Source organism: Neobacillus sp. BF23-41, assembly GCF_041106275.1.
In genome coordinates this window covers 134,364-161,251 of the sequence record NZ_JBGBPR010000005.1, presented here as the reverse complement: position 1 = coordinate 161,251, position 26,888 = coordinate 134,364, and the positions used below count along the sequence as shown (strand labels likewise).

At 35.8% G+C, this 26,888-nt stretch carries 31 protein-coding genes and 1 pseudogene; 24 read left to right on the top strand and 8 right to left on the bottom strand.

Annotation, left to right across the window (positions count from 1 at the left end):
- Window positions 1–261 precede the first annotated feature (261 nt).
- Complete coding sequence (locus AB7942_RS10720) at window positions 262–1,695, top strand: MDR family MFS transporter (protein ID WP_369446838.1); 1,434 nt, start codon at window positions 262–264, stop codon at window positions 1,693–1,695.
- A gap of 35 nt (window positions 1,696–1,730) precedes the next feature.
- Here AB7942_RS10720 and AB7942_RS10715 read toward each other — a convergent pair whose 3' ends face one another.
- Window positions 1,731–1,910, bottom strand: a complete 180-nt coding sequence (locus AB7942_RS10715) for a hypothetical protein (protein ID WP_369446837.1) — start codon at window positions 1,908–1,910, stop codon at window positions 1,731–1,733.
- Window positions 1,911–2,035: 125 nt separating this feature from the next.
- Between AB7942_RS10715 and AB7942_RS10710 the strand changes: the two genes are divergently transcribed.
- The 17 genes and pseudogenes from AB7942_RS10710 to AB7942_RS10630 all read left to right on the top strand — a co-directional run bounded on the left by AB7942_RS10710 (window position 2,036) and on the right by AB7942_RS10630 (window position 14,137).
- Window positions 2,036–2,296: a metal-sensitive transcriptional regulator gene (locus tag AB7942_RS10710; protein ID WP_098934384.1), complete on the top strand. Its 261-nt coding sequence runs from the start codon at window positions 2,036–2,038 to the stop codon at window positions 2,294–2,296.
- A gap of 155 nt (window positions 2,297–2,451) precedes the next feature.
- Complete coding sequence (locus tag AB7942_RS10705; RefSeq protein WP_369446836.1) at window positions 2,452–2,934, top strand: DsrE/DsrF/DrsH-like family protein; 483 nt, start codon at window positions 2,452–2,454, stop codon at window positions 2,932–2,934.
- Between the two features lie 105 nt (window positions 2,935–3,039).
- A complete protein-coding gene (locus tag AB7942_RS10700; protein WP_483310861.1) occupies window positions 3,040–3,609 on the top strand; it encodes a sulfurtransferase TusA family protein in 570 nt (189 codons plus the stop codon).
- Window positions 3,610–3,670: 61 nt separating this feature from the next.
- Window positions 3,671–4,795: an MBL fold metallo-hydrolase gene (locus tag AB7942_RS10695; protein WP_369446835.1), complete on the top strand. Its 1,125-nt coding sequence runs from the start codon at window positions 3,671–3,673 to the stop codon at window positions 4,793–4,795.
- A gap of 21 nt (window positions 4,796–4,816) precedes the next feature.
- Window positions 4,817–5,044 (top strand): sulfurtransferase TusA family protein, encoded by a 228-nt coding sequence (locus AB7942_RS10690; RefSeq protein ID WP_369446834.1) that lies wholly within the window; start codon window positions 4,817–4,819, stop codon window positions 5,042–5,044.
- 35 nt (window positions 5,045–5,079) lie between these two features.
- On the top strand, window positions 5,080–5,853 hold the full coding sequence (locus AB7942_RS10685; RefSeq protein WP_369446833.1) for a sulfite exporter TauE/SafE family protein: 774 nt from the start codon (window positions 5,080–5,082) through the stop codon (window positions 5,851–5,853).
- Window positions 5,854–5,870: 17 nt separating this feature from the next.
- The gene (locus AB7942_RS10680; RefSeq protein WP_369446832.1) at window positions 5,871–6,257 is read left to right on the top strand and encodes a DUF302 domain-containing protein; all 387 of its coding nucleotides are present in this window, start codon (window positions 5,871–5,873) and stop codon (window positions 6,255–6,257) included.
- A 102-nt stretch (window positions 6,258–6,359) separates the two neighbouring features.
- Window positions 6,360–6,539 carry a hypothetical protein gene (locus AB7942_RS10675; RefSeq protein ID WP_369446959.1) on the top strand — a complete coding sequence of 60 codons (180 nt, stop codon included), beginning with the start codon at window positions 6,360–6,362 and terminating at the stop codon, window positions 6,537–6,539.
- 476 nt (window positions 6,540–7,015) lie between these two features.
- Entirely contained in the window at window positions 7,016–7,438 is a 423-nt protein-coding gene (locus AB7942_RS10670; protein ID WP_369446831.1) for a MarR family winged helix-turn-helix transcriptional regulator, read from the top strand.
- A gap of 64 nt (window positions 7,439–7,502) precedes the next feature.
- Window positions 7,503–7,901 (top strand): DoxX family protein, encoded by a 399-nt coding sequence (locus tag AB7942_RS10665; protein ID WP_369446830.1) that lies wholly within the window; start codon window positions 7,503–7,505, stop codon window positions 7,899–7,901.
- Window positions 7,902–7,918: 17 nt separating this feature from the next.
- Window positions 7,919–8,134, top strand: a pseudogene (locus AB7942_RS10660) (NAD(P)H:quinone oxidoreductase, type IV); the annotation flags it as partial.
- Window positions 8,135–8,216: 82 nt separating this feature from the next.
- Complete coding sequence (locus AB7942_RS10655; protein WP_369446829.1) at window positions 8,217–8,639, top strand: MarR family winged helix-turn-helix transcriptional regulator; 423 nt, start codon at window positions 8,217–8,219, stop codon at window positions 8,637–8,639.
- A gap of 85 nt (window positions 8,640–8,724) precedes the next feature.
- The gene (gene opuFA, locus AB7942_RS10650) at window positions 8,725–9,678 is read left to right on the top strand and encodes an osmoprotectant update ABC transporter ATP-binding subunit OpuFA (protein ID WP_369446828.1); all 954 of its coding nucleotides are present in this window, start codon (window positions 8,725–8,727) and stop codon (window positions 9,676–9,678) included.
- Entirely contained in the window at window positions 9,671–11,197 is a 1,527-nt protein-coding gene (gene opuFB / locus AB7942_RS10645) for an osmoprotectant update ABC transporter permease/substrate-binding subunit OpuFB (RefSeq protein WP_369446827.1), read from the top strand. Before opuFA ends, opuFB begins: the two co-directional genes overlap by 8 nt.
- Before the next feature lie 19 nt (window positions 11,198–11,216).
- Window positions 11,217–12,182 carry a zinc-binding alcohol dehydrogenase family protein gene (locus tag AB7942_RS10640; RefSeq protein WP_369446826.1) on the top strand — a complete coding sequence of 322 codons (966 nt, stop codon included), beginning with the start codon at window positions 11,217–11,219 and terminating at the stop codon, window positions 12,180–12,182.
- Window positions 12,183–12,242: 60 nt separating this feature from the next.
- Window positions 12,243–13,490, top strand: a complete 1,248-nt coding sequence (locus tag AB7942_RS10635) for a multidrug effflux MFS transporter (protein WP_483310860.1) — start codon at window positions 12,243–12,245, stop codon at window positions 13,488–13,490.
- Between the two features lie 119 nt (window positions 13,491–13,609).
- Window positions 13,610–14,137: a dihydrofolate reductase family protein gene (locus tag AB7942_RS10630; protein ID WP_335712517.1), complete on the top strand. Its 528-nt coding sequence runs from the start codon at window positions 13,610–13,612 to the stop codon at window positions 14,135–14,137.
- Window positions 14,138–14,262: 125 nt separating this feature from the next.
- On the opposite strand, the gene AB7942_RS10625 is transcribed toward AB7942_RS10630, so the two are convergent.
- Window positions 14,263–15,180, bottom strand: coding sequence for an AraC family transcriptional regulator (locus tag AB7942_RS10625; protein WP_369446824.1), 918 nt, complete (start codon window positions 15,178–15,180; stop codon window positions 14,263–14,265).
- A gap of 208 nt (window positions 15,181–15,388) precedes the next feature.
- Here AB7942_RS10625 and AB7942_RS10620 point away from each other — a divergent pair, with 208 nt between their 5' ends.
- Both AB7942_RS10620 and AB7942_RS10615 read left to right on the top strand, forming a co-directional pair.
- A complete protein-coding gene (locus tag AB7942_RS10620; protein ID WP_369446823.1) occupies window positions 15,389–15,532 on the top strand; it encodes a hypothetical protein in 144 nt (47 codons plus the stop codon).
- Between the two features lie 202 nt (window positions 15,533–15,734).
- Complete coding sequence (locus AB7942_RS10615; protein ID WP_369446822.1) at window positions 15,735–16,955, top strand: sugar efflux transporter; 1,221 nt, start codon at window positions 15,735–15,737, stop codon at window positions 16,953–16,955.
- A gap of 96 nt (window positions 16,956–17,051) precedes the next feature.
- Here the strand turns inward: AB7942_RS10615 and AB7942_RS10610 are convergent, their stop codons facing one another.
- The gene (locus AB7942_RS10610; protein WP_369446821.1) at window positions 17,052–18,494 is read right to left on the bottom strand and encodes a DHA2 family efflux MFS transporter permease subunit; all 1,443 of its coding nucleotides are present in this window, start codon (window positions 18,492–18,494) and stop codon (window positions 17,052–17,054) included.
- Window positions 18,495–18,665: 171 nt separating this feature from the next.
- Here AB7942_RS10610 and AB7942_RS10605 point away from each other — a divergent pair, with 171 nt between their 5' ends.
- Complete coding sequence (locus AB7942_RS10605) at window positions 18,666–19,214, top strand: TetR/AcrR family transcriptional regulator (RefSeq protein ID WP_369446820.1); 549 nt, start codon at window positions 18,666–18,668, stop codon at window positions 19,212–19,214.
- A gap of 489 nt (window positions 19,215–19,703) precedes the next feature.
- Here the strand turns inward: AB7942_RS10605 and AB7942_RS10600 are convergent, their stop codons facing one another.
- Window positions 19,704–20,222 (bottom strand): hypothetical protein, encoded by a 519-nt coding sequence (locus AB7942_RS10600; protein ID WP_369446819.1) that lies wholly within the window; start codon window positions 20,220–20,222, stop codon window positions 19,704–19,706.
- Window positions 20,223–20,412: 190 nt separating this feature from the next.
- The gene (locus AB7942_RS10595; RefSeq protein WP_369446818.1) at window positions 20,413–21,045 is read right to left on the bottom strand and encodes a LysE family translocator; all 633 of its coding nucleotides are present in this window, start codon (window positions 21,043–21,045) and stop codon (window positions 20,413–20,415) included.
- 448 nt (window positions 21,046–21,493) lie between these two features.
- On the opposite strand from AB7942_RS10595, the gene AB7942_RS10590 reads away from it, so the two are divergent.
- The gene (locus AB7942_RS10590; RefSeq protein WP_369446817.1) at window positions 21,494–22,609 is read left to right on the top strand and encodes a mechanosensitive ion channel family protein; all 1,116 of its coding nucleotides are present in this window, start codon (window positions 21,494–21,496) and stop codon (window positions 22,607–22,609) included.
- A 120-nt stretch (window positions 22,610–22,729) separates the two neighbouring features.
- Here AB7942_RS10590 and AB7942_RS10585 read toward each other — a convergent pair whose 3' ends face one another.
- From AB7942_RS10585 to AB7942_RS10575, 3 genes are all read right to left on the bottom strand, one after another.
- On the bottom strand, window positions 22,730–23,209 hold the full coding sequence (locus AB7942_RS10585; protein ID WP_369446816.1) for a DUF3920 family protein: 480 nt from the start codon (window positions 23,207–23,209) through the stop codon (window positions 22,730–22,732).
- A gap of 658 nt (window positions 23,210–23,867) precedes the next feature.
- Window positions 23,868–24,467 (bottom strand): hypothetical protein, encoded by a 600-nt coding sequence (locus AB7942_RS10580; RefSeq protein WP_369446815.1) that lies wholly within the window; start codon window positions 24,465–24,467, stop codon window positions 23,868–23,870.
- A 249-nt stretch (window positions 24,468–24,716) separates the two neighbouring features.
- A complete protein-coding gene (locus tag AB7942_RS10575; protein WP_369446814.1) occupies window positions 24,717–25,205 on the bottom strand; it encodes a hypothetical protein in 489 nt (162 codons plus the stop codon).
- 220 nt (window positions 25,206–25,425) lie between these two features.
- Between AB7942_RS10575 and AB7942_RS10570 the strand changes: the two genes are divergently transcribed.
- Window positions 25,426–25,890 (top strand): Gmad2 immunoglobulin-like domain-containing protein, encoded by a 465-nt coding sequence (locus AB7942_RS10570; RefSeq protein WP_369446813.1) that lies wholly within the window; start codon window positions 25,426–25,428, stop codon window positions 25,888–25,890.
- A 165-nt stretch (window positions 25,891–26,055) separates the two neighbouring features.
- Window positions 26,056–26,880 (top strand): GNAT family N-acetyltransferase, encoded by an 825-nt coding sequence (locus AB7942_RS10565; protein WP_369446812.1) that lies wholly within the window; start codon window positions 26,056–26,058, stop codon window positions 26,878–26,880.
- Window positions 26,881–26,888 lie beyond the last annotated feature (8 nt).

Genomic DNA, 26,888 nt, shown 5'->3' with positions numbered 1-26,888 from the left:
TTAAATAATTAACTTATACAATCATACCATAATTGATAATTTTTATCAGTTCAATAAGATTTTATGTTGAAGCTCCAGGTGAGAAGTATGGTAAAATATTAGACTCACATCGAAAGTCAGCATCGATTACGTGGGGATGAACAAACCTGAAGACGGAGGGAGATAAATTAGTTTTATTAAGGATATGTTAATATTAAAATCAAAAATAATCTTTATAAAGAATTAGGTGTACTTTTTTAGTAGAGGGAAGTGGAGTCGGTAATGAAACAATACAATACGCGAGCCATTATGGCGTCGCTGCTTATCTGCGGTTTCGTTGGCATGTTCAGCGAGACGGCGCTCAACATTGCAATTAGTAATTTAATGGATGTGTTCCAAATTTCAGCGGCAACCGCACAGTGGTTGACAACAGGGTTCTTACTTACTCTCGGCATTTTGATGCCGATGACTGGGTTACTGCTACAATGGTTTACGACAAGGCAATTGTTTACTGGTTCACTTACGAGCTTGATTATCGGCACTTTAATTGCGGCGCTTGCGTTCAATTTCGAAATTCTTATGGTCGCTCGTGTTCTACAGGCGGTCGGAATGGGCCTGTTGATTCCACTCATGTTCAATACGATCCTCGTCGTGTATCCACCTGAGAAACGTGGGGCGGCGATGGGGTTTGTCGGACTTGTCATCATGTTCGCTCCGGCGACCGGCCCGACTGTAGCTGGTCTCCTTATTGAATACTTAACATGGCATTATATATTTTGGCTATCACTGCCATTTTTGGTGATAGGGCTTTTGGTAGGGTTGAAGTATTTGGAAAACGTCACAGAGGTGACGAAACCTCGGATTGATCTTTTGTCAGTTGTATTATCAACGATCGGCTTCGGTGGCGTCGTCTTCGGTTTCAGCAAGGCAGGAGAAGGCACCGAAGGCTGGACCAGCCCGGTCGTGGTCACTTCAATCATCATCGGGCTAGTCGCACTCGTGTTGTTCACGCGGCGGCAGACGGTTATGCGCGAACCTATGATGGACTTGCGCGTCTTCAAGTACCCGATGTACATCGTGGGGCTGCTTTTGGTACTGTCATCGATGATGATCATTTTGTCTAGCATGATTATTCTGCCAATGTTTCTTCAGAATGGTATGAGCCTGTCACCGTTTGCCGCTGGACTTATGCTGTTGCCGGGCAGCGCGTTGAACGGCATCCTGTCGCCGCGCATGGGGAGTTTGTTCGATAAATATGGGCCGAAGTGGCTAGTTATTCCCGGTCTCATCGTCGTAGCGATATCGATATGGTTTCTTTCCGACATATCAGCTGCATCTTCGATTGCTTTTATCGTCTCGTTGCATATCGGATTAATGGTCGGTATCTCAATGGTCTGGATGCCGGCGCAGACTAACGGACTGAACGAGCTGCCACCGGAGCTTTACCCACATGGTACGGCAGTCATGAACACGCTTCAGCAGGTCGCAGGAGCAATTGGAACAGCGATTGCCATTATCATCCTTACAAGCGGTATGGATAAGTATTTGCACAACTCCCCAACGCCAACGAAACAGTCTGAGATGGCTAACGCGATGACGTTCGGCTCACAGAACGTGTTCTTGTTCACGTTGACCGTTACGCTAATCGGTCTGGCTATGGCGTTCTTCATCCGCCGCGTTGTCGTCAAACATGCGTCTATGAATTCGATCCATTAATGTTCGAAAAGGGAGCCTAGGGGCTCCCTTTTCAGTTAACGGGGACACAACATTTTTTCACTAATTAAAGTTTTACTAGAATGGTCCGTTGTTGTTTCATTGTTTTCTACCGTTAAGAACTTAAATTTATCTCTTGAAATGCCAATCATATTTGAATTGTTTGGATGGGTAGCAATTTTAATATTATTGACAATATACCCTGTTGGGTATATCATGTGAATATCCTCTCATTAGAGCTTAATTTGGGATTACGCTTAATAACCTCAATGGGCTTGAAAATAGCTAATTATATGTTAATAAATTGCCCTTGTAGGCAAAAATAAAGAATGAGGTGAAGCTAGTGGAATACGATAAAGATGTTAAAAATCGCTTAAAGCGAATTGAAGGACAAATTAAAGGTGTTTTAAGCATGATGGAACAAGGAAAAGATTGTAGGGAAATCATTACTCAATTATCCGCAGCAAGAAGTGCAATCGACCGTACGATGGGTGTTATTGTTAGTAAAAATCTAGAACAATGTGTAAGGGAAAATGTTGAAAAAGGTGAAGCAACGGAACATCTTGTAAAAGAAGCTGTTGAATTATTAATCAAGAGCCGATAAAAAGTTCATCAACCTTATTTAAATTAGGTTGACGAACTTATCTTTTGTATAGTAATATACCCATAGGGGTAACGGTATTTTATAAAATTTCAAAGAAGGTATTTTTTTTGAACAAAAATATACCCATATGGGTATAAATGCAAGGAGGACAAATCATGACTGAACAGAAGAAAAAAACAACAATTGTCTTATTTAGTGGAGATTATGACAAAGCAATGGCAGCTTATATTATTGCAAATGGAGCAGCCGCTTATGATCATGAAGTGACTATTTTTCATACCTTTTGGGGTTTGAACGCACTACGTAAAGAGGAACAGAAACCAGTAAAAAAGGGATTCCTAGAAAAAATGTTTGGAAAGATGATGCCCCAGGGTGCATCAAAAATGGGATTATCTAAAATGAACTTTGCTGGTATGGGTCCTAAAATGATTCAACATGTAATTAAGAAACATAATGCCATGACACTTCCACAGTTGATTGAATTGGCACAAGAGCAAGAAGTAAAATTAATCGCTTGTACCATGACCATGGATTTACTTGGATTACAACAGGAAGAATTAATGGATGGCATTGAGTATGCTGGAGTTGCTGCATACTTAGGAGAAGCAACAGACGGAAATGTTAATTTATTTATATAATCTGTCAAATTAACTTGTCTGGTGGCATGTTGGAGTGGCATGGTCCAATACAATAATTTTTTTACAATAAAATATACCCATAGTGGTATAAGCTGGAGGATTACGATGATTCAAACAAATATTGTTTTAGACGCAAAAGGATTTGCTTGTCCGATGCCCATTGTAAAAACCAAAAAGGCAATGAACAGTTTAGAAGATGGTCAAGTAATAGAGGTCCAAGCGACAGACAAAGGGTCAACAGCTGATATGAAGGCATGGGCTAATAGTACAGGAAATCAATACTTAGGAACAATTGAGGAAGGTCAAGTTTTAAAGCATTATATTCGTAAAGCAGGTACGGAAGAAAAGGAAGAAAAAAAGCACCCAGTTGTGATTTCTAATGATGAATTACTAAAAGTTTTAGAAGAAAAGAAAAATATTATTGTTTTGGATGTTCGTGAATCGGCCGAATATGCTTTTAACCATATCCCATATGCCAAATCTGCACCATTAGGTGAATTAGATAACTATTTGAATCAGTTCGATAAAGAGACTGAAATATATGTTGTTTGTAGAACTGGGAACCGAAGTGATCTAGCTGCACAAAAATTAGCATCAGCTGGATTCACACAAGTTAAAAATGTCGTTCCAGGTATGAGTGAATGGAATGGTGTAACGGAAAAATCAGTGAATTAGTATAAGTACCGATTATTTAGAAAAAATTTTATGAAAAAATATACTGTAGGGGGTATGTGTAGTGTCGGTATTGCAGATGACAAGTAAAGCGGTAACGAAGAAAGTGTTCAATCAAGAAAGTTTATTTATTTTAGATGTTCGTAATGAAAATGATTTTAAAGATTGGAAAATCGAAGGTGTGAACTTTGAATATCTAAATGTGCCGTATTTTGACTTACTTGACGGAGTGGAAGAAATCATTGATAAACTTTCAACAGATAAAGAGATATTAGTGGTATGTGCAAAGGAAGGGTCATCTATTATGGTTGCTGAAATGTTGTCTGATAAAGGACTCACTGTTCACTACCTTAAAGGTGGAATGAAGGAATGGAGTGAACATTTAGAGCCCGTTAAAATTGGTGATTTAAAAGATGGAGGAAGCATCTATCAATTTGTTCGAATTGGAAAGGGTTGTTTATCTTACTTAATCGAATCAAATGGGGAAGCAGTAATTGTAGATGCATCCCGAATGATTGAAGAGTATGAATCATTTGCATCAGCTCATAATATTCAAATTAAACATGTTGTGGACACTCATCTTCATGCCGATCATATTTCTGGCGGAAGAAAAATTGCAGAAAAAACAGGAGCAACCTATTATTTGCCTCCAAAAGATGCGGAGGAAGTTGTTTTTAATTATAGAGGGTTGGTAGAAGGAAACGATATTGTGGTTGGCAATACAAAAGTAGGTGTGAATCCTTTTTATACTCCTGGGCATACAATCGGAAGCACATCTTTAGTCGTTGATGAAAAGTATTTATTATCAGGAGACATTTTGTTTGTAGAGTCCATCGGTCGACCAGATTTGGCTGGTAAGGCGGAGGACTGGGTAGCTGACCTTAGAGAGTCTCTTTATAACAAATACAAATTGTTCCCTAAAGACTTAATGGTTTTACCAGCTCACTTTTCTAGAATTTCTGAACTCGGAAACGGAGAAGTAAGTGCAAATTTAGGTGAATTATATGAACGAAATAAAGGGCTTCATTTGGAAGAAGTTGAATTTCGCAAATTGGTAACGGATAACTTACCTCCACAACCAAATTCCTATCAAGAAATTCGTCAAACCAATATGGGGAAAATAACGCCTGATGCAGAGATGCAACGAGAAATGGAAATTGGACCAAACCGTTGTGCGGTTCATGAATAATAACTAGGAGGAACTATAAAAATGAAATCAGATAAAATCTTAGATGCAAAAGGCCTTGCCTGCCCAATGCCAATTGTTAAAACAAAAAAAGCAATGGATCAATTAGTAAGTGGACAAATTTTAGAGATTCTCGCCACCGATAAAGGGGCAAAAAACGATTTAAGTGCTTGGGCAAAGTCAGGTGGACATGAATTGTTAGAGTATACCGAAGAAAACGGTGTTTTAAAATTCTACTTAAAAAAAGGGTAATTGTTAATTACTAAGTCATGTAAGGTGGCGAGATTATGGAGATTGGCTGGATCATCACCATTTTAATCATTGGATTTATCGGTTCATTATTCTCAGGCATGTTGGGAATTGGCGGAGCCATCATTAATTTCCCCCTTCTTTTATATATTCCTCCGTTATTAGGTTTTCATGGGTTAACAGCCCATGAAGTCTCTGGAGTAGTTGCGGTTCAAGTATTTTTTGCAGCAATTGGGGGTATTTGGGCACACCGAAATGGAGGATATATAAAAAAAACTTTGATTGTTTATATGGGGTCTAGCATCTTAGTTGGAAGTCTGATTGGGAGTTATAGCTCACACTTCTTTTCAGAGAAGAGTATCAATGTAATTTATGGGCTAGTGGCGTTAATAGCTGGGGTACTTATGTTGGTTCCTAAAAAGGAATTGGAATTTCAGTGGAGCGGAGATTTTAATAAAGGATTGGCGACAATCCTAGCCTTTTTCGTAGGACTTGCTTCTGGAGTAGTGGGGGCTGGGGGATCATTTATTCTGGTTCCTATTATGCTAGTGGTGTTGAAAATTCCTATCCGTATTACAATTGCAACATCCTTAGCCATTACATTTCTATCTTCAATTGGAGGAATAATAGGGAAAGTCACAACAGGGCAAGTACCTATTCTCCCTGCATTACTTGTGGTAACAGTTAGTCTTATTGCATCCCCTTTTGGAGTGCTGATAGGTAAAAAATTAAATACAAAAGTTTTGCAAATAGCTCTAGCTACTTTAATTGTAATTACAACCTTTAAAATTTGGTTAGGTATTCTTGTTTAAAAGGAGTGAACCTAGGAATGTTTCATTATACAGTAGAGAGCAGTAAATCAGTCGAGGAAGCTATTTCATCCTTGGAGAAAAATTTAAAGGAAGAAAATTTTGGCGTTTTGTGGCAGCTCGATCTTCCAGCCAAGTTACAAGAAAAAGGAGTAGAAAGCTACAAAAATCCATATCGAATCTTAGAAGTTTGTAATCCAGTTGAAGCAGCAAAGGTTCTTGAAACAAATGAACTAGTCGGTTATTTTCTACCATGTAAAATAACTGTTTATCAAAGTAATGGAATAACCAAAATTGGCTTACCTAAACCCACAATGATGGTTGGTATGATTGATGATCCTAAACTAAAGGAAATAGCTGAAAATATTGAGAATACCTTGAAAAATGTACTAGATAAAAGTAAATAAATAAAAAACTGTACTAAGAGAATCTACTGTTCAACTATCAAAGAGAAAATGATTTATGAGGAGTATGTCTAGTTGTAGAAGCTAAAAAGGATAGTAAAAGGGATGTTTCAACTACTATTGAAGCATCCCTACTATAAAAGAACTCCAAAAAAAGGGAAAACAGTCATGTTAGCTAGTTCTGAATCAGAAATATTAGCCTTTATTGCAGTTGCTGACGAAGTGAGAGGGAACAGCAAATCAGATATCCAGAAACTTCACTCATTAGGTATTCATATATGTTGAATGGAATGTATAGAATTTATAGGTGTATAAAAAGGTGGAACAAATGAAAAAATAGCTGCAAAATTATGTAGGGAGATTCACTTCGTAAGTGGGGAAATTATTGATCTAATGGTTGGGAGATTCATGTAGCTGCATAACGACATAAAATTCCTAAATAATTGTTTTGACGACGAGAAAGTTTTAAAAAAATGTAAGTTTTTAAATTAAAAAGAAGGAAAACAAAAGACCTTACATTTTGTATTTTTTGCGACATGAAAATCCTAAAATCAAAAGGTTAAACTGAAGACGAATGTATAAATTGAAGGATGAGAAAGCTTTTAAACTTGTTAGTGATTTGAAACTTTATCCTTCGGATAAAATTAAATAACTTTCACGGACTGAAGTAATAAAAGTGTATTGACAAAAAAATTGTAAGTATTATTATTATCTCAGGTTCGAGATATCTTAATTCGAGGTTTTAAGAGGGGGTGTACTAAATGGAGAGGAAATGCTCAAATTTGCCCTTTCTTTTATTAATGCAAACATCTAAAGCAATTCATGAACGAATAAAGGAGGAAATGGCAAAAAATAAGCTTGGTATTACGGAATTTTCTGTTTTAGAGGTACTTTATCAAAAAGGGAAACAAACGATTCAACAAATTGGAAATTGCATATTGGTCTCAAGTGGTTCGATGACCTATGTTATAGATAAACTAGAACAAAGAGATTTATTAAACCGTCATGCCTGTTCAGATGATCGCCGGGTGATACATGTGACATTGACTGATGATGGACATGAATTGATGAACTACATCATGCCAAAATATCATAAGTATGTTAATCAAATGTTTGACTCATTAGATTCCGATGAGGCAGAGACATTGGTGCAGCTTTTGAAAAAAGTAAAGAGTAAAGTTTAAACTTTCATTTTTTTTAATACATTATCTCGAATTCGAGATAAATAACATTTAGGAGGATTATAAGATGATAAATATTGGTTTATTAATCATTCGTTTGGTAATTGGTTTACTATTTGTGGGTCACGGTGCTCAAAAATTATTTGGCTGGTTCGGTGGCTATGGATTGAAAGGAACAGGTGGATGGTTTGAATCCATTGGCATGAAACCAGGAGTAACCATGGCTCTTTTCGCAGGGTTAGCAGAACTTATTGCGGGACTTTTGTTTGCCTTAGGACTATTAACACCACTTGCAGGCATTTTGATTGCAGGGACTATGGCAATGGCGATTGTGAAGGTTCATGCACCTAACGGATTATGGGCAACAGCTAATGGATATGAATACAACTTAACTTTGCTTTCAGTAGCTATTGGTATAGCTTTGGTCGGTCCCGGTCAATATGCTTTAGATGCATTTATATTCTAATATATCTCGAATCTAGGGTATCACTATATACATCAATGTATCACTGGGGTGCAATTGTAGCAGCTCCTGGTTATACTGACCCGGTTACATTTGGAGCAGGTGGTAACCCATACGGAACAAGTGTTACTGTAGGTCAGGATGGAAAAATGATTGAAGACGTTCAAGCAGCTGTAAAACATCAAGCAAAGCGTATTGTTACAGTTGCGGAATGGGTAAAAAAAGCAAATCAATAATAAATAATGAGTTAATAGGACATATTCTATTGACTCATTTATTCGCTTGAAATTATATAGACGTCTATGTATAATAAAAAACATGATAAAATATGACACAGCATCAAAAGTTGGAAAGATTAGAGACGCAGTAAATAATTTGATTTTGTCGGAGCTTAACAAAAACGGAGTGGATGGTATCGCCCCATCTCATGGGGATATTTTAGTGTGTCTTTACGAAAAAAATGGCTTATCCGTGAAGGAGCTAGCTGAAAAAATTCATCGAACTCAACCGACAGTAACAGTTTTAATTGATAAGCTACAGAAACTAGGATTTGTAGTGAGAAAAAAGAGTAAGGAGGACAGCAGAATAACTTTAATCAATCTTACGGACAAGGGAATCCAGCTCGAACCAATATTTCGTAAGATCTCAGAAAAAATAAACACTGTCATTTATGGTGGTTTAACGAACACCGAAAAAGAACAGTTGGAACATTTGTTAGAAAAAATCCTAAAAAGATTTTAAATTTTTTTTGACAAATGGATAGATATCTATGTATTAGAAGTTACCGATTAGATAGTGTAGAAGGAGTAATGAAAGGAGAGGTAAAATGATTCGATTTGAACAAGTATCGAAAAACTTCCCTAATGGAACCTTTGCCGTTAAGTCTTTAGATTTTGAAATAAAGAAAGGCGAATTTTTTGTTTTAATTGGTCCCAGTGGTTCTGGTAAGACAACCACATTAAAAATGATTAATCGCCTCATTGAATTAACAAAAGGTTGGGTTTGGATTAATGGGAAGAAAATTAGCGATTATGATATTAATGTACTTCGTTGGAATATAGGGTATGTACTTCAGCAAATTGCACTTTTTCCACATATGACAATTGCCGAAAATATTGCAGTTGTACCGGAGCTAAAAAATTGGGACAACGAAAAGATAACCGCGCGTGTTGACGACTTACTTAATATGGTAGGTCTTAATCCAAAAGAATATCGAAATCGCAAACCTAGTGAACTTTCGGGCGGACAACAGCAACGAGTAGGTGTAATTAGAGCTTTAGCTGCGGACCCTGAAATCATCTTGATGGACGAACCTTTTAGTGCACTTGATCCATTTAGCCGGGAAAAATTGCAGGACGATATGCTTGAAATTCAACGGAAACTGAAAAAAACCATTGTTTTCGTTACTCATGATATGCAAGAAGCTTTAAAGCTAGGGGACCGTATTTGTCTGATGAAAGATGGAGAGATTGTTCAAGTTGGGAGCCCGCACGAACTCTTAGCTAATCCTGAGAATGACTTTGTACGCGAATTTGTTGGCAACCGGAAATTATCGATTAATTTGAATGAACTTATCACTGCCGTCACAGAAGGACAAGTATTATCTGATACTAATACGATTTCCTTATCAGCGCCAATAAATGAGGTATTAGAACACTTAGCATCTTTTGAACAAGTTTTTGTTAAGGATAATGGAAAAGTAATCGGGATGATTCAGCGACAAAATACACTTAAAGTTATGTCCCAATTTTTGAGAGAAGGAGGGCAAATCCATGAGTAATTTGATAAGTATTTTGTCCGATCGAAAATCTCAGCTATTGAACGCTCTTTTGCAACATATCGAAATCTCGTTAATCGCACTTTTTTTCTCATTAATTATTGCGATACCACTTGGAATCTATCTAACACGAAAACAAAGAATTGCGGAATATATTATCGGCATTACTGGTGTGCTGCAAACCATTCCTTCATTAGCTTTGTTAGGTCTTTTGATTCCACTTTTTGGTATAGGGACTGTCCCAGCGGTGATTGCGCTAATCGCTTATGCACTTCTTCCCCTGTTACGCAATACCTATACAGGAATTAAAGAGGTAGAACCCTCCTTACTAGAAGCCGCAAGCGCCATGGGAATGAACAGAAGAAAAAGACTGTTAAAAATCGAGCTTCCTTTAGCCATGCCTGTCATCATGGCAGGTATCCGAACAGCTACGATTTTTATTATTGGAACTGCCACAATTGCTTCACTAATCGGAGCAGGCGGATTAGGGGACATTATTCTACTTGGAATATCCCGAAATGATTATTCACTTATTGTTCTAGGAGCTGTGCCATCCGCACTTTTGGCGATTATTTTTGATTTACTACTCCGAAGACTAGAAACGATTTCCTTTAGAAAAATAATGGTCTCCTCTGGTGCTTTTGCGCTTATTATCGTTCTAATTATGGGCTCTATGGTTGGTCCGACACTTTTCCAAAAAGAGCAAAAGCAAATTGTGATTGCTGGTAAGTTCGGTCCGGAGCCGGAAATTTTGGACAATATGTATAAATTATTGATCGAAGAAAATACAGATTTGAAAGTGAAGTTAAGAACAGGGTTAGGCGATACGACTTTTGTTTTTAATGCCTTAAAGTCGAAGGATGTTGATATTTATCCCGAATTTTCAGGAACAGCGATTGTCAATTTCCTAAAAGAGAACCCTGTAAGTACAAATAGTAAAGAAGTATATTCGCAAGCAAAAGAAGGTATGGCAAAAAAGTATAACATGGCATTGTTATCTCCAATGAAATTTAACGACACCTATGCTATAGCGGTCCCAGAAGATTTTGCAAAAAAGTATAACCTGAAAAGTATTTCCGACCTCGTAAAAGTAGAGCAGTATATAACAGCTGGTTTTGATCCTGAGTTTGCTGATATACAAGATGGATATCCAGGTTTGGCAAAGAAATATGGATTGAATTTTAAAATCGTTACCATGGACCCGTCTGTAAGGTATCATGCCATTCAAACAGGTAATGTAAATCTGATGAATGCCTATTCAACGGACGGTGAACTGCAAAAATATCACCTGGTTGTTCTAGAAGATGATAAACATTTCTTCCCGCCATATCAGGGATCTCCTTTATTACGGCAAGAAACCATCGATAAATACCCAGAGATTGTACCAACATTGAACAAACTTGCCGGAAAGATTAGCGACAGCCAAATGCAAAAAATGAACTATGAAGTTGGTGTAAAAGGAATGAAAGCTGAAGATGTAGCAAGAATCTTCTTAATAAAGGAAGGTCTCATTAATAAGTAATGGATAAGGAGGACTTTAAATGAAAGCAGTTGTTTTAGAAAAGCCCTGTAAAGCAAGTGAATTGGCTGTACAGGAAGTTCCCATTCCCAAGGTAAAGCCGGGGTGGGTGTTGATAAAAATTAAGGCGTTTGGTATCAATCGGTCGGAGATTTTTACGAGACAAGGGGATTCACCATCAGTAAAACTCCCCCGAATCATTGGAATCGAATGCGCAGGAGAAATTGAGGATCCATCAGATAGTTCTTTTCAAAAAGGTCAACGGGTTGTATCGCTGATGGGTGGACTTGGGCGTGAATTTGATGGCAGTTATGCGGAATATGCGCTTATTCCATCCTCAAAGGTTTATCCGATTGACAATGATATGGACTGGGTGGAATTAGCCGCCATTCCTGAAATGTATTACACAGCATATGCTTCCCTTTTTGATACGCTCCAGCTTAAAAAGGGAGAAACGCTGCTGATCCGTGGAGGCAGCAGCTCAGTTGGAGTAGCAGCAATACAACTTGCTAAAAGTGTCGGTGCTACTGTGGTTTCGACTACACGAAACAGAAATAAGTTTAAATTTTTAAATAAATATGGTGCGGATTATGTTTTGCTTGATGATGAAAGTTTATCAGAACAACTTTTCTCCCTTTTTCCAAACGGCGTGAACAAAGTTTTAGAACTAGTAGGTACGGTCACGTTGAAACATTCACTGAAGTTCCTGTCTGATCACGGAATCTTATGTATGACCGGAATATTAGGCGGTGAGTGGGTGTTGGAAGATTTTGAGCCAATGATAGATATTCCTTCCGGTACGTATTTTACTCAGTTTGATAGCGGAGTAAATTTTAAAGAGAAATTGCTAATTGAACTATTCAACCATATTGAACAACATAAAACTAAAGTGCCTATTGCAAAGGTTTTCTCATTGGATGAAATACAAGAAGCACATCAATTAATGGAAAGTAATTCTGCTAACGGGAAAATTGTTGTTGTTAATTGATAATGTAACTGCCTTTGAGTATAGCTATCAGCTAAAGAATTAGTTAGGAGTTGTATGGTATTGGTTTTAAAGACAAATAAATATTCGCTTGCTTTCGCTATACTTTTAGCAGTCTTTTCTGCAATTGGTCCGTTTACCATCGATATGTATTTAGCTTCATTTCCTAATATTATGGGCAATTTTGAGACAAAGGCTTCTATGGTCCAAGCAAGCTTGACCTCTTGTATTTTAGGGATCGCTTTCGGTCAAATCATCATGGGTGCATTAAGTGATGTTTATGGCAGACGAAAACCTTTATTGATTTCTATGATTGTGTATTCTCTTTCTTCTTTCGCCTGTGCTTTCGCACCGAACATTACCGTATTTATAATTTTGCGTTTTATACAGGGATTTGCAGGTGCCGCTGGGATTGTAATTTCTCGTGCAATTGTTCGTGATTTATACAGTGGTATAGAACTGACAAAGTTTTTTTCACTCTTAACAATCATTTTTAATCTTGCACCACTCATTGCACCACTTGCAGGAAGTGCCATTATTTTTTTTACTCCTTGGGTAGGTATATTTATTTTTTTAGGCTTTTTTGGAATCTTATTATCAACTTTAACGGCATTGAAAATCAAAGAAAGCCTGCCTGCAGAACGGCGTGTTTCTAGTGATTTCATGGGATTGTTAAAGAATTTTAAAGATTTGCTTAAACATAGAAGATTCATGGGATACACTCTTGTTCAAGGTATATTGTTTGCCGGGGTTTTTGCCTACATTTCAGGTGCTTCATTTATTTATCAAAAAATTTATGACGTGACACCGCAATTGTTTTCAATGCTATTTGCTTTAAATGGCATTAGTTTAATTCTAGGGGCTCAAATTGTGAAATTATTAGCAGGGCGGATCAAAGAAGATAGTATTCTTCTTATCGGACTTGCACTAGCTTTTATAGCTGGGACGATTGTCTTGATCGAAGTCTTTTTGCATGGTCCGTTAATGATGTTAGTCATTCCGCTTTTCTTTTTAAACGCTGCGATCGGTATGACAGGTCCGACATCTTTTACATTAGCGATGGAATCGCAAGGGCATACTGCTGGAAGTGCCGCCGCACTCTTAGGCGTCATGCCAACATTATTAGGTGCTGTTACATCCCCGCTTGTGGGGGTTGCAGGTGAAAATTCTGCAGTACCATTTGGAGTTATTATTTTCACAACGAGCTTGTTGTCTCTCATAGCCTATGTAGCCCTAGCTAAAACTGCTATACTTCAACCTTTCCCAAAAAAATTCGGGCATAATAAACTTCGAACAAAGAGCAGATTTTAATCTATGATTGTGTGAGAACTATGAAAATTAACGATAAATTATTACAGTACCAACGGAATTACAAGATGGTTTATATGAAGAAAAATCAAGTTTATGTTCCGAGGGGGTTCAGTTAATTGATGAAAAAACAGCGTAACATTATTTTATACATTGGTACTTCAATTGATGGCTATATTGCAAATGATGATGGTACATTAGAATGGTTAGAATCAACAGAAGTAGAAGGAGATTCTGGCTACAATTCACTCCTAGAAAGAATTGACACTGTTGTTATGGGAAAAGGAACTTATGATGTCATTCGTGGATTTGATATGAATTATCCTTATAGTGATTATAAAAATTATGTATTTTCTAAATCTGTTAGTGGATCAGATGAATATGCTTCATTTATTGATGAAGACGTCAAAACTTTCATTAAAAATATAAAACAAAAGCCTGGTAAAGATATATGGTTAATTGGTGGCGGAAACTTAGCTCGTGAATTTTTTAAAGAAAATTTAATTGATGAATTCCAACTTGCCATTGCACCTATTATTTTAGGGAAAGGAATCTCTCTTTATATCGGAGATGATATTACTCTAAATTACACATTAACCAAAGTAGAAAAATTAGGTCAACTTGCTATGCTTCATTATATAAAAAAATAATTTTCATCATCTTTCCCTTTTTAAGTAGGGGAAGATTTTTATCTTTTCAACTACAGTTTTGTTTGCATCGCACGTGAAAATGGTCCTTTCCTCCACACAAAAAACCCCACTATTAGGCAGGGGATTCAAACGTTTATCGTTTCGTCATAGCTCTCCCTCAAACGCTTTATATCTTCTTTGGGTGGAAAACCAAACATGCGGGAATATTCACGGCTAAATTGCGATGGACTTTCATAACCAACCCGGAATGCGACATCAGCGGCATCTGTTGACTCGGACAATAACAATTGCCGCGCTTTTTGTAATCTCAGTTGTTTTTGGAATTGAATTGGGCTCATCGCGGTTACCTCTTTAAAGTGCCGATGAAGTGAAGAAACACTCATATTTGCTATCTCCGCAAGTTCCTCAATCCTAAAAGAGCGATCATAGTTATTCATGATCTGTTCGATAACGTCTCTGATAAGAAAGGTAGAGCTTCCTTCTATTGCAATTTGTTCCAGCGACCCTCCATGTTGACCTTGCAAAACCCTATAGAGAATTTCCTTCGTATATAGAGGAGCAAGTGCCGGAATATCGTTCGGATTTTCTAGCAAACGAGCTAACCTGATTACCGCATCTAACATCGATGACTCAATTGGGCTCACAAACATACCACGATTAGCATTTCCTTTTTTTTCTCCTTGAATTTTAAAATCACTTATAACTTCTAAGATTTGACTTGGTGTGAATACAAGATTGAGTGCCAAATACGGAACGTCGGGAGAGGCTTCCGTCACTTGCCCGGAAACAGGCAGATCAACCGATGCAACAAGGTAATCACTAGGACCGTACCTAAAGCGTTCGTGCGCCAGAAATATCTCCTTCGCACCTTGAACGATAATGCATATGGAAGGCTTGTAAATTCTGTGATTTAATTCGGTAACATTGGAGCGGCGAAGAAAAAATAAAGACGGAATCGCAGTTACGTGAGCACCATCCTGTCCTGAATATTTCTCTATAATTTTGGCAAGCTCAACCTGGTTTTTATAGATTGAATCAGTCATAGAATCCTCCTTGTTTCTTTATTCTTGTTAGTTCTATTCTAATGCATATTCTCCGATTGAGGAACTGGCTGTGATAGTATTAGGCAATCATTTGGTAGGAATGGGAAATGGGTTTCTTATTCATTTATTGCATAATAAGGAAGTCAAAGTTTTATAAAAAATTTTTAATGTCCGGAATTAAATTATTCCGATTCCCGGAACAAGGAAATTGGAGCGTCTGGAAGAAAATCTTGGCGCAGCAGAAGTAGAATTGACTCCTGAGGAACAGAGTGATTTAAACGATGCACTTTCAAGGATCGAGATTTCGGGAGAGCGCTATCCGGCAGAGTATGAAAATAGAATCGACAAATAGGAAAATTTTAACCTGCGGGGTCACTGAATGTTTTTATTTTTAACAGGCATCAAACTTAGCTAAATCCCAAGTAAGTAATACGAAAAAGGAATATACAATGTCTAATTATCTAGAACCTACTGTTGCTCAGAAAATGATTGGAAATGAGGAATTCATTTTCAGCAGCAACAATTGTGTGAGAACTAAGGAGGAGGACTAAAAGTTGTATACACGCGTAAAAAAACTGTTTGCAATAAAAGGATATAGTTTATTCGTCATTTGTGTGCTGCTGGTTGGTATCGGAATTTCGATTACACAGCCATATTTATCCTTGTATGCTACAGAAGATTTGGGAATGAGTGTGGGAGCCTTTGGCGTTTTCATGGCAGTGAGTTCATTAAGCGGAGTGGTTGTCAATTCGCTAATTGCTAAACGATCGGATGGCGGGCTGGATCGAAAATGGTTGATAATAATAGCCATGATTTCATCTGCCTTGGGTTATGCTTCTTATTTAGTTTTTCATAACTTCATTATTCTGTTGATTGTGATTACTCTTTTTAATGGATTAGGGGCTCCTGCCATGCCGCAAATTTACGCCTCCGCACAGGAATCCGCAAATGCAAGCCAAAATGATGATAAGACATTTGCGAGGTCTACATTACGTTCCCTTGTATCTCTCGGATTCCTAATAGGACCATTAGTCGGTACATTTATTTTGGGGGCACTTGGATACAAGGGACTTTTTCTAGGGACATCCGCCATCTATCTAACGATCGCATCTCTTGTATTCCTGTTTCTGCAAAAACGAAAATCTGTTCAACGCAATGACAGGAAGATCAAAAGCACAGGCACCTTTTCACTTAAAAACAGGCAAATCATGCTTCCGTTTATCTCCTTTATCTTTCTGTTTGCAGTCAATGCTATTAATGGAATTAACACGCCGTTGTTTATTGTAAATGAACTCCGTGGTACGCATACGGATGTCGCTTTAGTCGTGGGTATTTCTGCTGGTTTGGAAATTCCCATTATGCTTTTATTAGGTGCCCTGGGCAGAAACATATCGAACCATTCCTTAATGATGTTCGGCTGTTTTGTAGCTCTTATCTATTATACCTTCTTAAGTATATCGACCCAATCCTGGCAACTTATTGCAGCACAGCTTCTACAGGCAACGTATGTAGCGATTGTCATGGGCAATGGACTAAGCTATTTCACTGACTTATTACCTGGTTCACCAGGGATGTCCACAACGATTTATTACAACGGGTCCATCATTGGAAGGCTAGTGGGAAATATGGGTGGCGGTATGATTGCTCAGTTTATAGGATTTCGTCATGTTTATTGGGTGTGTCTCGCAATTGTGATTTTCTCGTTGTTTATCTTATGGAGAACCAAACCTCATGAGGAAGTCGAAATAACAACAGGACACACTGGGTCTGCGTAAGGAACAGTATTGAAAATAAAGCATATCCGACAAGTCTCAGATATGCTTTCATTTTAAATACGATGAATAATAATGTTAATTTAATCTGTTATATGATTAACTTTGGCTTTTTTGTATTACGGCTTTTTTAGGCATAAAGCATGCAAAAATTAACGCCACAAAAGAAAAAGCTAACATGAATACATAGGCATCACTTGAGCTGAAGATAGAAGTTAATTCCGCAAGTTGCTTAGCTGAAATGTTTTCATTTTCTATAGATAGCTGTGAAGCATGTGAAGTTGCTTGAATTGTATACACTGTGATGACAACTGCTGTTCCAATAGCACCTGCTAATTGGCGAACGGTATTATTTACCGCTGAACCATGTGAACCCAATTCTCTTGGTAAAGCATTCAAACCTGCTGTATTTAAAGGCATCGTAATAAAGCTTAATCCTATTCGTAAAATACAGGTCCGAATCATTAAATACATAAAGGTTGTGGATTCGGTTAAATCAATTACTCCCCACATGGAAATAATGATAAATAATAAACCTGTAATAAAGAGTGGTCGAGCACCGTATTTATCAAACATTCTACCTGTGACAGGTGATAAGAAAGCATTTATCACAGCTCCTGGTAATAAAAGCAATCCTGCCTCAAAAGCTGAAAAACCTCTTCCATCCTGTAAGTAAATGGGTAAAAGGATTAAATCCGCATACATAATCATCGTAATTAGGATATTGATGAACGAAGTAATAGTGAAAATTTTATACTTAAATACGGATAAATTTAATAATGGATCGTTGGATTTTATTTGACGTAAACAGAATAGAGTCGTAACGATTATTCCTACGATAATTGTTGTAATAACTATGGGATCATCCCATCCCTTGCTTCCCGCACTACTAAATCCAAATAAAATACATCCAAAACCAATCGATGATAAAATGACACTTGCGATGTCTAATTTCGCTTTTGATGTTTCTGCAACATTCATTAAATATTTAAACGCAAGAACAATGACGATTAATATAAATGGGGCTAACCCAATAAATAGCCATCTCCATGATACATATTCAATGATAAAACCAGATAATGTAGGAGCGATGGCTGGTGCAAAAATCATTGCAAAGCCAATTGTTCCCATAATACTTCCACGCTTTTCGCTAGGATACAAATATAAAATAACTGTCATCAATAGAGGTATAATAATTCCAGCACCAATGGCTTGAATCATTCTTCCCGTTAAGAGCATGCCAAAATTCATCGCACATGCACAAAGTACAGACCCGATTAATAAAAAGAACATCGAGCTAATAAATAGCTGCCTTGTTGTAAATCGTTTCATTAAAAAGGCCGTAATGGGTACTAAAACACCGTTTACTAGCATAAAACCTGTTGATAACCATTGTACAGTTGAAGCTGTTACATGAAATATGTCCATGAAACTACTTAATGCAACATTTAACAAAGTTTGATTTAAGGTTGATAAAAAACAGCCTGCAATCAATACAATTAATAAGATTTTTTTATTACTTTCGGTTATTTCCTTATTCATTCATAAACTCCTTTATTTAAGACTTGCATTCTCGACAATGTGTCGATAAAATCCATAGTAACAAAAATATATGTTCGTAACAATGAACAGTTTTTTTGAAAATGTTTACTACTCTACATAGGTTTAGGTATTGTTGAGAAAGTGAAAAGAAAATCGATAAAGGAGTTTAAAATGTCTATAATCAAAAAAGAAGATCCTCGTACAATACGTTCAAGAGAAATGTTTAAAAATGCTGTCTTTTCGCTTCTTTCAGAGGACTACGATATTTCAAATTTAACGGTTCAGAAAGTCGCAGCCAAAGCAGGATTAAATCGGACAACATTTTACTTACATTATCAGGATATTCAAGATTTACTAACGCAAATTACCGATGAAATATTAAATGAGTTATCTGATAAAATTGTTGCTTTAATACATGCAAAGGATTTATCAGAAAAACAGCAGCTAACACAATTGCTTGATTATTTATATATCCATCGTAATTATTTACTTATTTTATTTAATATGAATCAGTTCGAGGAGAAGTTGTTTTTATTATTAAAACAATTAGTAGGAACAAGAAGGAAGAATAGCAAGGAGGATTTACCAGCTGAATATGTTGCGATTGATATTAAAACAGCCTCATTGGTAGGCATCATCATGTGGTGGATAAAGAAGGGGCTTCATTTTAGTTCAGATTATATCGCAGATCAAATTTATTTAATGTACAGAGTGCAATGATTCTAAGATCATTCATTAATAAACAAGTATCAACTAATGATTTTAAATTTAGGACCTAAATTGGTCCTATTTATTTTTGTGTATATACAGAACTTTTGTTCGTATATAATGATTACGAGGTGAGTTATATGGGGATACGAGACCGCGGTAAAATGAAATAAATGTGGCTCAAATTATCAAACTATATTGAACCCTTTTTCTGGAAAAATTCGTATAAAAATAAAGCAGATATGAAAAGGGGATGTCTTTCTCATAACTGGCTGCGATAAAAGGGCAGCCTTTTTGTTAATATGCTAACGGGACAGAATAGTTTTGAACAAGAAAAACTACCTCGATGTTATCAGATTTGAGCATAAGGATGAAACAAAGGGGTGCAGAAGATGAAAAAAGCAATAAAATGGATTGTATTAAACATTAGAGCTTTATTTGGAGCAGTAGCGTGGAATTCCAATGAAAAAGATAAAAGCGCCTAAATTGGCGCTGCAGTCGTCATTTGGATGGTAACATCGAATTTACGACCTTAATTAAATCACTTTTAGATGGTTTATAATTGGTACTGTTACCAACCAACTTTACGTTGTACTGGATATTATGGATTAACAAGATTAATTCATATCCCTCCGGTAATTCCCCGATAAAACCTTTGTAGCCTTTTTGAAGCTTTGTTGGTTTATACATGTTCCCTTTTGGCAAAATGATTTCGCCTGCCGTTGGCTCTGCTTGTATTTTCACTACACAGGGCGTTTTCACATTCTTATAATATAAAGTAATTTTCTCGCCAGAAATCTTCCCGCTCACATGCGTAATCTTAAAGGGAAAATAACCAGGTCCATATATTTGTTTATTAAATTTTTCTTTGTATTCTTTCGTCAGAATGAGTTCGTTCATAAACGGATTGGCTTCAACTGATATGACTTTAATTTCAGAGATCCTGTCAGCTTTTATGAATTGCGGCGCAACAAAAGAAAATACAACAAGTAAAGATAAGATTAATATCTTTAATTTCACATCTATCATCTCCTATCTTTAGTGTCCCCCAATTCTGTTTTGAGTATGTTTTATCTGTTCTTAACAAGAAGTTTTATATCATTTTTCCGATTGGTACCATGGAAAATCTGATCTGCTTTTTTTATTCCGGCAAAAAATAAGACCCTTTGATTTAGGGAAATCAAGGGTCTTACATATAAATAAAAATGAGCTAATTATGAGTCTTTTCAAGAGCTAGTTTTATACCGAAACCTATCAGTATAGTACCCGTGATTCCTTCAATAATATCTTGTGTTTTAGGTTTTTTCATAAATGAACTAATCTGATTAATTAAATAGATATAAAGTAAAAACCAAACGGCAGTCAATACAGTATAAGTTATACCCATTATAAGAAACGGTATAAAGGTATTACTTCCAGAGTCCACGAATTGAGGCAAAAAGGTTAAGAAAAAGACAGCAACTTTGGGATTTAGGATATTTGTAATGAACCCTTGTTTAAAACAAGATTTGTTTACAAACTGGCTTTTTGTGTTCATCTCAACGCTTGCTGTTTCTTCCTTTTTCTTCAAAGACCATAATGTCTTAACACCCAGATAAATTAAGTAAACAGCGCCAACGTATTTGAAGACAGAAAATAATAATGCTGATTTCACAATGATGGCTGAAAGCCCTAATACAGCAGCAGAAGTATGTATTAGAAGGGCACAACAAGTACCTAAAGCTGTTTTAAGACCCCCGATTCTCCCAACTGTGACAGTATTTTTTGTAGCAATTGCCGTATCGGGACCGGGTAAAATGATTAGAAAAATACACATAATGACAAACAGATAAAAATTTTCCATTCTAATATCACCTTTCTGATTATGATGAGTACTGATCATGTGATTCTTACATTATATTATATATAAATCGTGTTATTAATTGAACATAAACCTTATTTGATAGATTTCCTTGTTGAACTAATGGGTGCTTGATTTGAAGAATCAGCCCTAATAAGTTGTATGAACCCCGTTTAGTACAGTAACCTTTGTCCCCGTTTTGTAGTTTGTATAATTGCTTACAGATGATTAGACCCTTCCTTTTTCAACTCTCACCATTTTCTGAAGCAGAATTATTTCTATAATCTAAGACTTTTGTTGTATTCAAATATCTTGTTTGAAAAGTTATTATATGAGGATGTAATAATTTCAATAGCCGGGGATCGTGGGTCTTAATTTTCCACGTAACATCGAGTTTTCTATCAATTGTGGTGCTAAAAAATTATCGTAAAAAGAGAGAAGGTATATTAGAATGTCTTTTGGTTCATTTGTCATGGCTGTTTCAATGGCGGGGATAGACTATGATATGTTAAAAAATTTAGGAATTTCTATAGGTATTTTGGTTTTATTTATTCTTTTTAGAAACTTATTTACAAAGTATGTGTTTCAGTTGATTTTAAAATTGTCTAGAAAAACACCGACTGATTTTTTCACAAAAATTTGTTTAGGGTTTGAACGTCCTTTAGGATGGTTCTTTATCATTGTAGGTTTGTATTTAGCAATGGATTATTTCCCTTTTATAGAACAACATAATGCGTTATTTTTAAAATTTTTACGTTCCATGGTGATTGTTTTAATTACATGGGGATTGTTTAATTTGTCATCTCCTACTACGGGGATCTTAATTAGTGTTAATCAAAAGATCAACAATAAGATTGATTTAATTCTTTTACCGTTTATATCAAGAACGATCCGTGTCATCATTATTGCAATCAGTATAAGCATTATTGGCCAGGAATTTGATTATGACGTAAATGGGTTGGTGGCAGGCCTTGGGTTAGGGGGTCTAGCATTTGCTTTAGCTGCAAAAGAAGCGGTTGGAAATCTAATTGGTGGAATCGTGATTGTAACAGAAAAACCTTTTTCCATTGGAGATTGGATTTTAACACCTAGCGTGGAAGGTATAGTAGAAGATATTAATTTCAGAAGTACTAAAATTCGCACTTTTAGTCAAGCTCTAGTTACAGTTCCAAATGCGACACTTGCAAACGAGGCCATTACCAATTGGAGTCGTATGGGGAAAAGACGAATCTCTTTCCACTTAGGACTTAACTATCAAACCACCAAAGAACAAATTCAAATAGTCGTTAAACGGATTGAACAGTTTTTGAGAATTCATGAAGAGATCCATCCGGATACGATTATGGTCGCATTCGATCATTATAATGAGAGTAGTCTCGATATTCTTATCTATTTTTTCACGAATTCTACTGTTTGGGCAGAACACGTTAAAATTAAACATGAAATCAATTTAGAAATCATGGGGATATTAGAGGAAGAGGGAGTGGAAGTTGCTTTTCCAAGCCGAACCATTTACGTCACTCCACAATCAAATGAATTATTACAAACAATGGGTTCTTTTGATTGAAATTAGTTTAGTTGTTCCAAAGTAAAACAATGTTTTTGAGTTTTGCCAACTCGAAACAAAAAAATATAACCAGAAAGGATTTATCTCCCGTGAGTGGAAGGGGTTCCTTTTTTGAACTGATTATAAGTCAACTATTTTATATGATTCAGATGCTAGATATTCATTGGTTTTTTCTTTAGCAAATTGAAAGGCATCAATTTCAGTCGTTCGTTCTAGATAAGGTAATTTTTTATCCCATTCAAAATGATGTCTAAAATCAGGATTGAAGTCTTGCATAACATGACGAAATTCATGAAAAAGAGTCTCAATTAATGGGATATATTCACTGAAGCGAAAAATAAAGATAATCTTTAATTCTCTCCAATAAATACCTGAAGCGAATCGTAAATATTCATCTTCTTCATCACCTAAGTCACAAATAATTTTATTCGCTTGACGAATAGAACAAAAAATAACTGGAATATTAAAATTTGAGTCTAAGTATTTAAAAATAGTATTGTATAATGTTTTGATGTCCCAATAAAATTCATCATCCAGCACATACCAATTTTTATATTGGTGAAAAATAATGCGTTTTTGTAGAACTTGACTTAAAGACATGCATAAAAACCTCCAATACATTTTTATCAATTATTCTTATATTAAAAACATTTTTCATGAGAGTAGACTAAAAACCACAATAGGCTTCAATCTATTGTGGTTTTTAAGATTTTTCGTAAACTTTAGTCTCATCATTTACAAAATTTATATAATTTAAACGCAATGCTTAATGAAATAAAATCCTCCTAAATTTTCTTACACTTTTTGCACATTAGTATTTTTAATGAGGTTGAATTGACAAATTCTAATGTTGAAGCGATCCCAATGTTCCGAAGGAACAGTAAATATGTCGAACTAGGTTGGAGAGATTTATGCCCGGAATACTATATTTATACTATTTAATAAAAAACTTTATACCTCTGATATATAGTTTTTTTAATGTGAGCAGGCTAGCTGAACAAGGTAAATGTTCATAAAGGTACAAAATTTAATAAAGTATTCTTGAATTTAAAGTAATATAATGGAATTAATGGTATTCACTAGAGGGTCAAAAATTAGGGGGTTATCGTTTAACAACATTGAATTAGTACATATATCGGAGCTAATGGGATTTAAGCAGGAATAGGGAAACCTAGCCTGCTTTTTCTAATTAAAATATTGAGGCTCCTTCTTGAACTAAAAGGTGCAAGACTTATACCCAAATGTTTCTAATTTAAATTCATTTGTTTTTTGAATAATTTCGTAAAAACTTTTCCATCGAGGATAAGAGATTTGTTAGATCAGCATCTTTAACAGCTGTTTTATGCAAGGGTCCCTTTTTGCTACTTTTGGTCTTATTTTTTTTATTTTGACCTGACTTTTGTTTTTTGGATTCAGCCTTTTCACCTTTTACTCCATGACTAATATTTTTAATGTGGAACTTGGAAAGACGAACGCATTCCTCATTATGGATCAAAGAAACAAAATTTTTACTTACATCACTGATTACACCCTCTAACCTCTCAGGACCGCCACGATTAATTTGTACCCATTTTAATTTCAATGAGTCAAGCAGGTCTTGGAAATTATCCGCCTTATTAAATTTCAAATCTTTAGGAACTTCAATGTTGAATTCCATTTCACCCTTTATTTTATCTGTAAAACTTTTAATATGTTTAGTGTTGTAGTATAAGATTCCGTCTTCTTCCGTCAGAAGGCAGAGATGATCTTCACTTGCATCCAGTAACATCCCAATTCTGGATTCTGGTCCGCCTCGATCAACCCTGATTACTTTTCCTATGAAATATTTATTGATGTCATTATTCATGTCTTCACTCATAAAAAATTCTCCCCCATAAATTTTATAAATATATTTACACTGTATTTATATGTATCACGGGATGATACTGTCCTAATAAAACAGCCTGTTTATTCATAACCTAAGAGAAAAATAGACAAGGTTTTAAAGAATGTTACTTCCATCCAGACCGATTGATCGATTTAATCAATTATATAAAACAAGGATGTCCCACTTTTATATTGGGGCAGCTTTCTTAGTTGAAGAAGAAGGTGGCAAAAAAAAAGACCCTTATTGACTGATTTTATTCAATAAAGGCTTTTTATATTTTCTTATTTTCTCAAACAATAATTGAAAGCTATATAAAAGCAAGGCTCTCATTTGAAGGAACAAAAAATGCTGGAATGGATTTATTCTGACTAATGTAACTATTCGTGTTCGTTTTAAAAGTTTTAATCCCCAAACATCAAATAAAATATGAACTATGATATTTGTAATTAGATACAAAGGAAATCTACTGTATGTCAATTTAAGAATCCAGAGTGCTGAAAGAAAGAAAGGACCAAATACAAATGCAGTGTCACCGCTTATTTTAGAATTTACTTTTGTATAAAACAACCACCACCTACGCTTTTTACCTATCGTGTATAATATTTTTGAGATGACACTAATTAAAATAGTGGCGGGTAAAAATCTAATTATTGTTCTCCGACCTAATAGAGGGAATGAAAGCCAGGGAAGAACAAACAGTAATATTAATAGCATTTTTGATTTCTTCATTTTGCACCTCTAATTTTCTCATTAAGCAAATAAATGAGCGATTAGTATTTACCTTTATATTTTATCCGTGAATAATAAATCCATTCAAACTACAAAAATCCACCTTACCACCTCAAAAAAATAGACGGATTATATTTCTTTTGGTTTCGATGTTTAAAAACAGGGTTTTTATGAAAAGAAATACAATATAATAAGTTAAAAGAAAAATAGGTGGGATAAAATGATGAAGAAAATTGCTTTTTTGTTCGCGATGATAATAGCTGCAATCAGTTTAGCGGCTTGTAACCAACAAAAAGACGTGGTGAAAGATAAACCACCTGTAACTGAACCAAAGGGAGAAAATCCATCCAAACCTGAAGAGCCTGTTACACCTGAACCAGAGGAAAAAGTGTATCAAAATGAAGTGTTTAAAGATGTTGTCGTCACGGAAACTTCAGATACACTCACAATAACCGGAAAAGCCCAAGTATTTGAAGGGGTGTTTCAATATGCTCTTTATGATGGCGAGAAAGTGGTCAAAGAAAGTAACTACCAAACAGCAGGTGCACCTGCGTGGGGTGAATTTAAAATCACTTTCGAAAAAGGTTTAGTATCTACTAATAATGCAAAATTTGAATTATTTGTTTACTCAGCAAAAGATGGATCAAAAATAAATACGTTAGAAATTCCAATTTCAATGCCTTAACCAACTAACTATATGTATTTTCGAAGACCTCATCATAACTGAACGCTCTTTTCTTGAACTATTTGGCATGCAAATTCCCTAAAATGTATTTTGTTTTTTGAAAAGAAGGAATGACACGGCATGGTCAAGAATAGGAATAGGTGAATATAAACAGAGGTGAAATGAATGCTAACAAAGGAAGAATTGATTGAAATAAAAGCACTTCAAGAGGTTTGTGAAAAAGAGGGAGGATTTCAGCTCAAGATGAATTTTGATATGCTTGAAAATCGAATCGGGAATAAAAAGGAAGACTTCTTCCATTATGAAGATGGCAGGCTTGTCGGTTTTCTTGGATGCTATGGTTTTGGAGATAAAGTGGAGCTTTGCGGGATGGTGCACCCGGATTATCGAAGGAAAGGGTTATTTTCTAAGTTGCTAGAAATGGGACTTGGAGAAGCGAAAAAACGTTTTACAACTGTTTTGTTAAATGCTCCAACAGAATCACAATCTGCCAAGCAGTTTTTAAAGAATATTCCATGTGTATTTTCGTTAGCAGAATATCAAATGAAATGGCAGGAAACTGAATTGTCTGTGGATCCCAATATAACCTTAAGGAAGTCCTTTACAAATGAGGATTGGGAAGCAGAAATACGACTCGAAGTCTTGGGATTTGGATTGAATGAAAATGCAGCAAGGGAGTTTAATCAGTTGATTCGGGAGAACAGCAGTGATCAACGTTTACTTATTGAAGTAGAAGGAAAAACTGCTGGAAAAATGCGGGTTTCCGAATCCAATGGAGAAGCATGGATTTATGGTTTTGCTGTTTTTCCAGAGCTTCAGGGAAGAGGGATTGGGAGAAACGCTTTATCAAGAGTGGTAAAAATGGAACATCAAAAAGGGCTGCCTATTTTTCTAGAGGTTGAGGCCAAAAATTCGCATGCACTAAGGCTCTATGAATCATGTGGATTTAGAAGTTACCATTCCCAGGATTACTATAAATATCTTGATTAATTTCAAGT

Bases quoted from the DNA above. Each gene is read 5' to 3' on its own strand.
- AB7942_RS10690 (WP_369446834.1), top strand. From the start codon at position 4,817: ATGAAATCAGATAAAATCTTAGATGCAAAAGGCCTTGCCTGCCCAATG.
- opuFA (WP_369446828.1), top strand. From the start codon at position 8,725: ATGATTCGATTTGAACAAGTATCGAAAAACTTCCCTAATGGAACCTTT.
- AB7942_RS10705 (WP_369446836.1), top strand. From the start codon at position 2,452: ATGACTGAACAGAAGAAAAAAACAACAATTGTCTTATTTAGTGGAGAT.
- AB7942_RS10625 (WP_369446824.1), bottom strand. From the start codon at position 15,180: ATGACTGATTCAATCTATAAAAACCAGGTTGAGCTTGCCAAAATTATA.
- AB7942_RS10595 (WP_369446818.1), bottom strand. From the start codon at position 21,045: ATGGAAAATTTTTATCTGTTTGTCATTATGTGTATTTTTCTAATCATT.
- AB7942_RS10700 (WP_483310861.1), top strand. From the start codon at position 3,040: ATGATTCAAACAAATATTGTTTTAGACGCAAAAGGATTTGCTTGTCCG.
- AB7942_RS10605 (WP_369446820.1), top strand. From the start codon at position 18,666: ATGTCTATAATCAAAAAAGAAGATCCTCGTACAATACGTTCAAGAGAA.
- AB7942_RS10565 (WP_369446812.1), top strand. From the start codon at position 26,056: ATGCTAACAAAGGAAGAATTGATTGAAATAAAAGCACTTCAAGAGGTT.
- AB7942_RS10655 (WP_369446829.1), top strand. From the start codon at position 8,217: ATGATAAAATATGACACAGCATCAAAAGTTGGAAAGATTAGAGACGCA.
- AB7942_RS10685 (WP_369446833.1), top strand. From the start codon at position 5,080: ATGGAGATTGGCTGGATCATCACCATTTTAATCATTGGATTTATCGGT.
- opuFB (WP_369446827.1), top strand. From the start codon at position 9,671: ATGAGTAATTTGATAAGTATTTTGTCCGATCGAAAATCTCAGCTATTG.
- AB7942_RS10570 (WP_369446813.1), top strand. From the start codon at position 25,426: ATGATGAAGAAAATTGCTTTTTTGTTCGCGATGATAATAGCTGCAATC.
- AB7942_RS10680 (WP_369446832.1), top strand. From the start codon at position 5,871: ATGTTTCATTATACAGTAGAGAGCAGTAAATCAGTCGAGGAAGCTATT.
- AB7942_RS10665 (WP_369446830.1), top strand. From the start codon at position 7,503: ATGATAAATATTGGTTTATTAATCATTCGTTTGGTAATTGGTTTACTA.
- AB7942_RS10590 (WP_369446817.1), top strand. From the start codon at position 21,494: ATGTCTTTTGGTTCATTTGTCATGGCTGTTTCAATGGCGGGGATAGAC.
- AB7942_RS10585 (WP_369446816.1), bottom strand. From the start codon at position 23,209: ATGTCTTTAAGTCAAGTTCTACAAAAACGCATTATTTTTCACCAATAT.
- AB7942_RS10675 (WP_369446959.1), top strand. From the start codon at position 6,360: ATGTTTCAACTACTATTGAAGCATCCCTACTATAAAAGAACTCCAAAA.
- AB7942_RS10580 (WP_369446815.1), bottom strand. From the start codon at position 24,467: ATGAGTGAAGACATGAATAATGACATCAATAAATATTTCATAGGAAAA.
- AB7942_RS10715 (WP_369446837.1), bottom strand. From the start codon at position 1,910: ATGATATACCCAACAGGGTATATTGTCAATAATATTAAAATTGCTACC.
- AB7942_RS10630 (WP_335712517.1), top strand. From the start codon at position 13,610: ATGAAAAAACAGCGTAACATTATTTTATACATTGGTACTTCAATTGAT.
- AB7942_RS10610 (WP_369446821.1), bottom strand. From the start codon at position 18,494: ATGAATAAGGAAATAACCGAAAGTAATAAAAAAATCTTATTAATTGTA.
- AB7942_RS10670 (WP_369446831.1), top strand. From the start codon at position 7,016: ATGGAGAGGAAATGCTCAAATTTGCCCTTTCTTTTATTAATGCAAACA.
- AB7942_RS10640 (WP_369446826.1), top strand. From the start codon at position 11,217: ATGAAAGCAGTTGTTTTAGAAAAGCCCTGTAAAGCAAGTGAATTGGCT.
- AB7942_RS10575 (WP_369446814.1), bottom strand. From the start codon at position 25,205: ATGAAGAAATCAAAAATGCTATTAATATTACTGTTTGTTCTTCCCTGG.
- AB7942_RS10720 (WP_369446838.1), top strand. From the start codon at position 262: ATGAAACAATACAATACGCGAGCCATTATGGCGTCGCTGCTTATCTGC.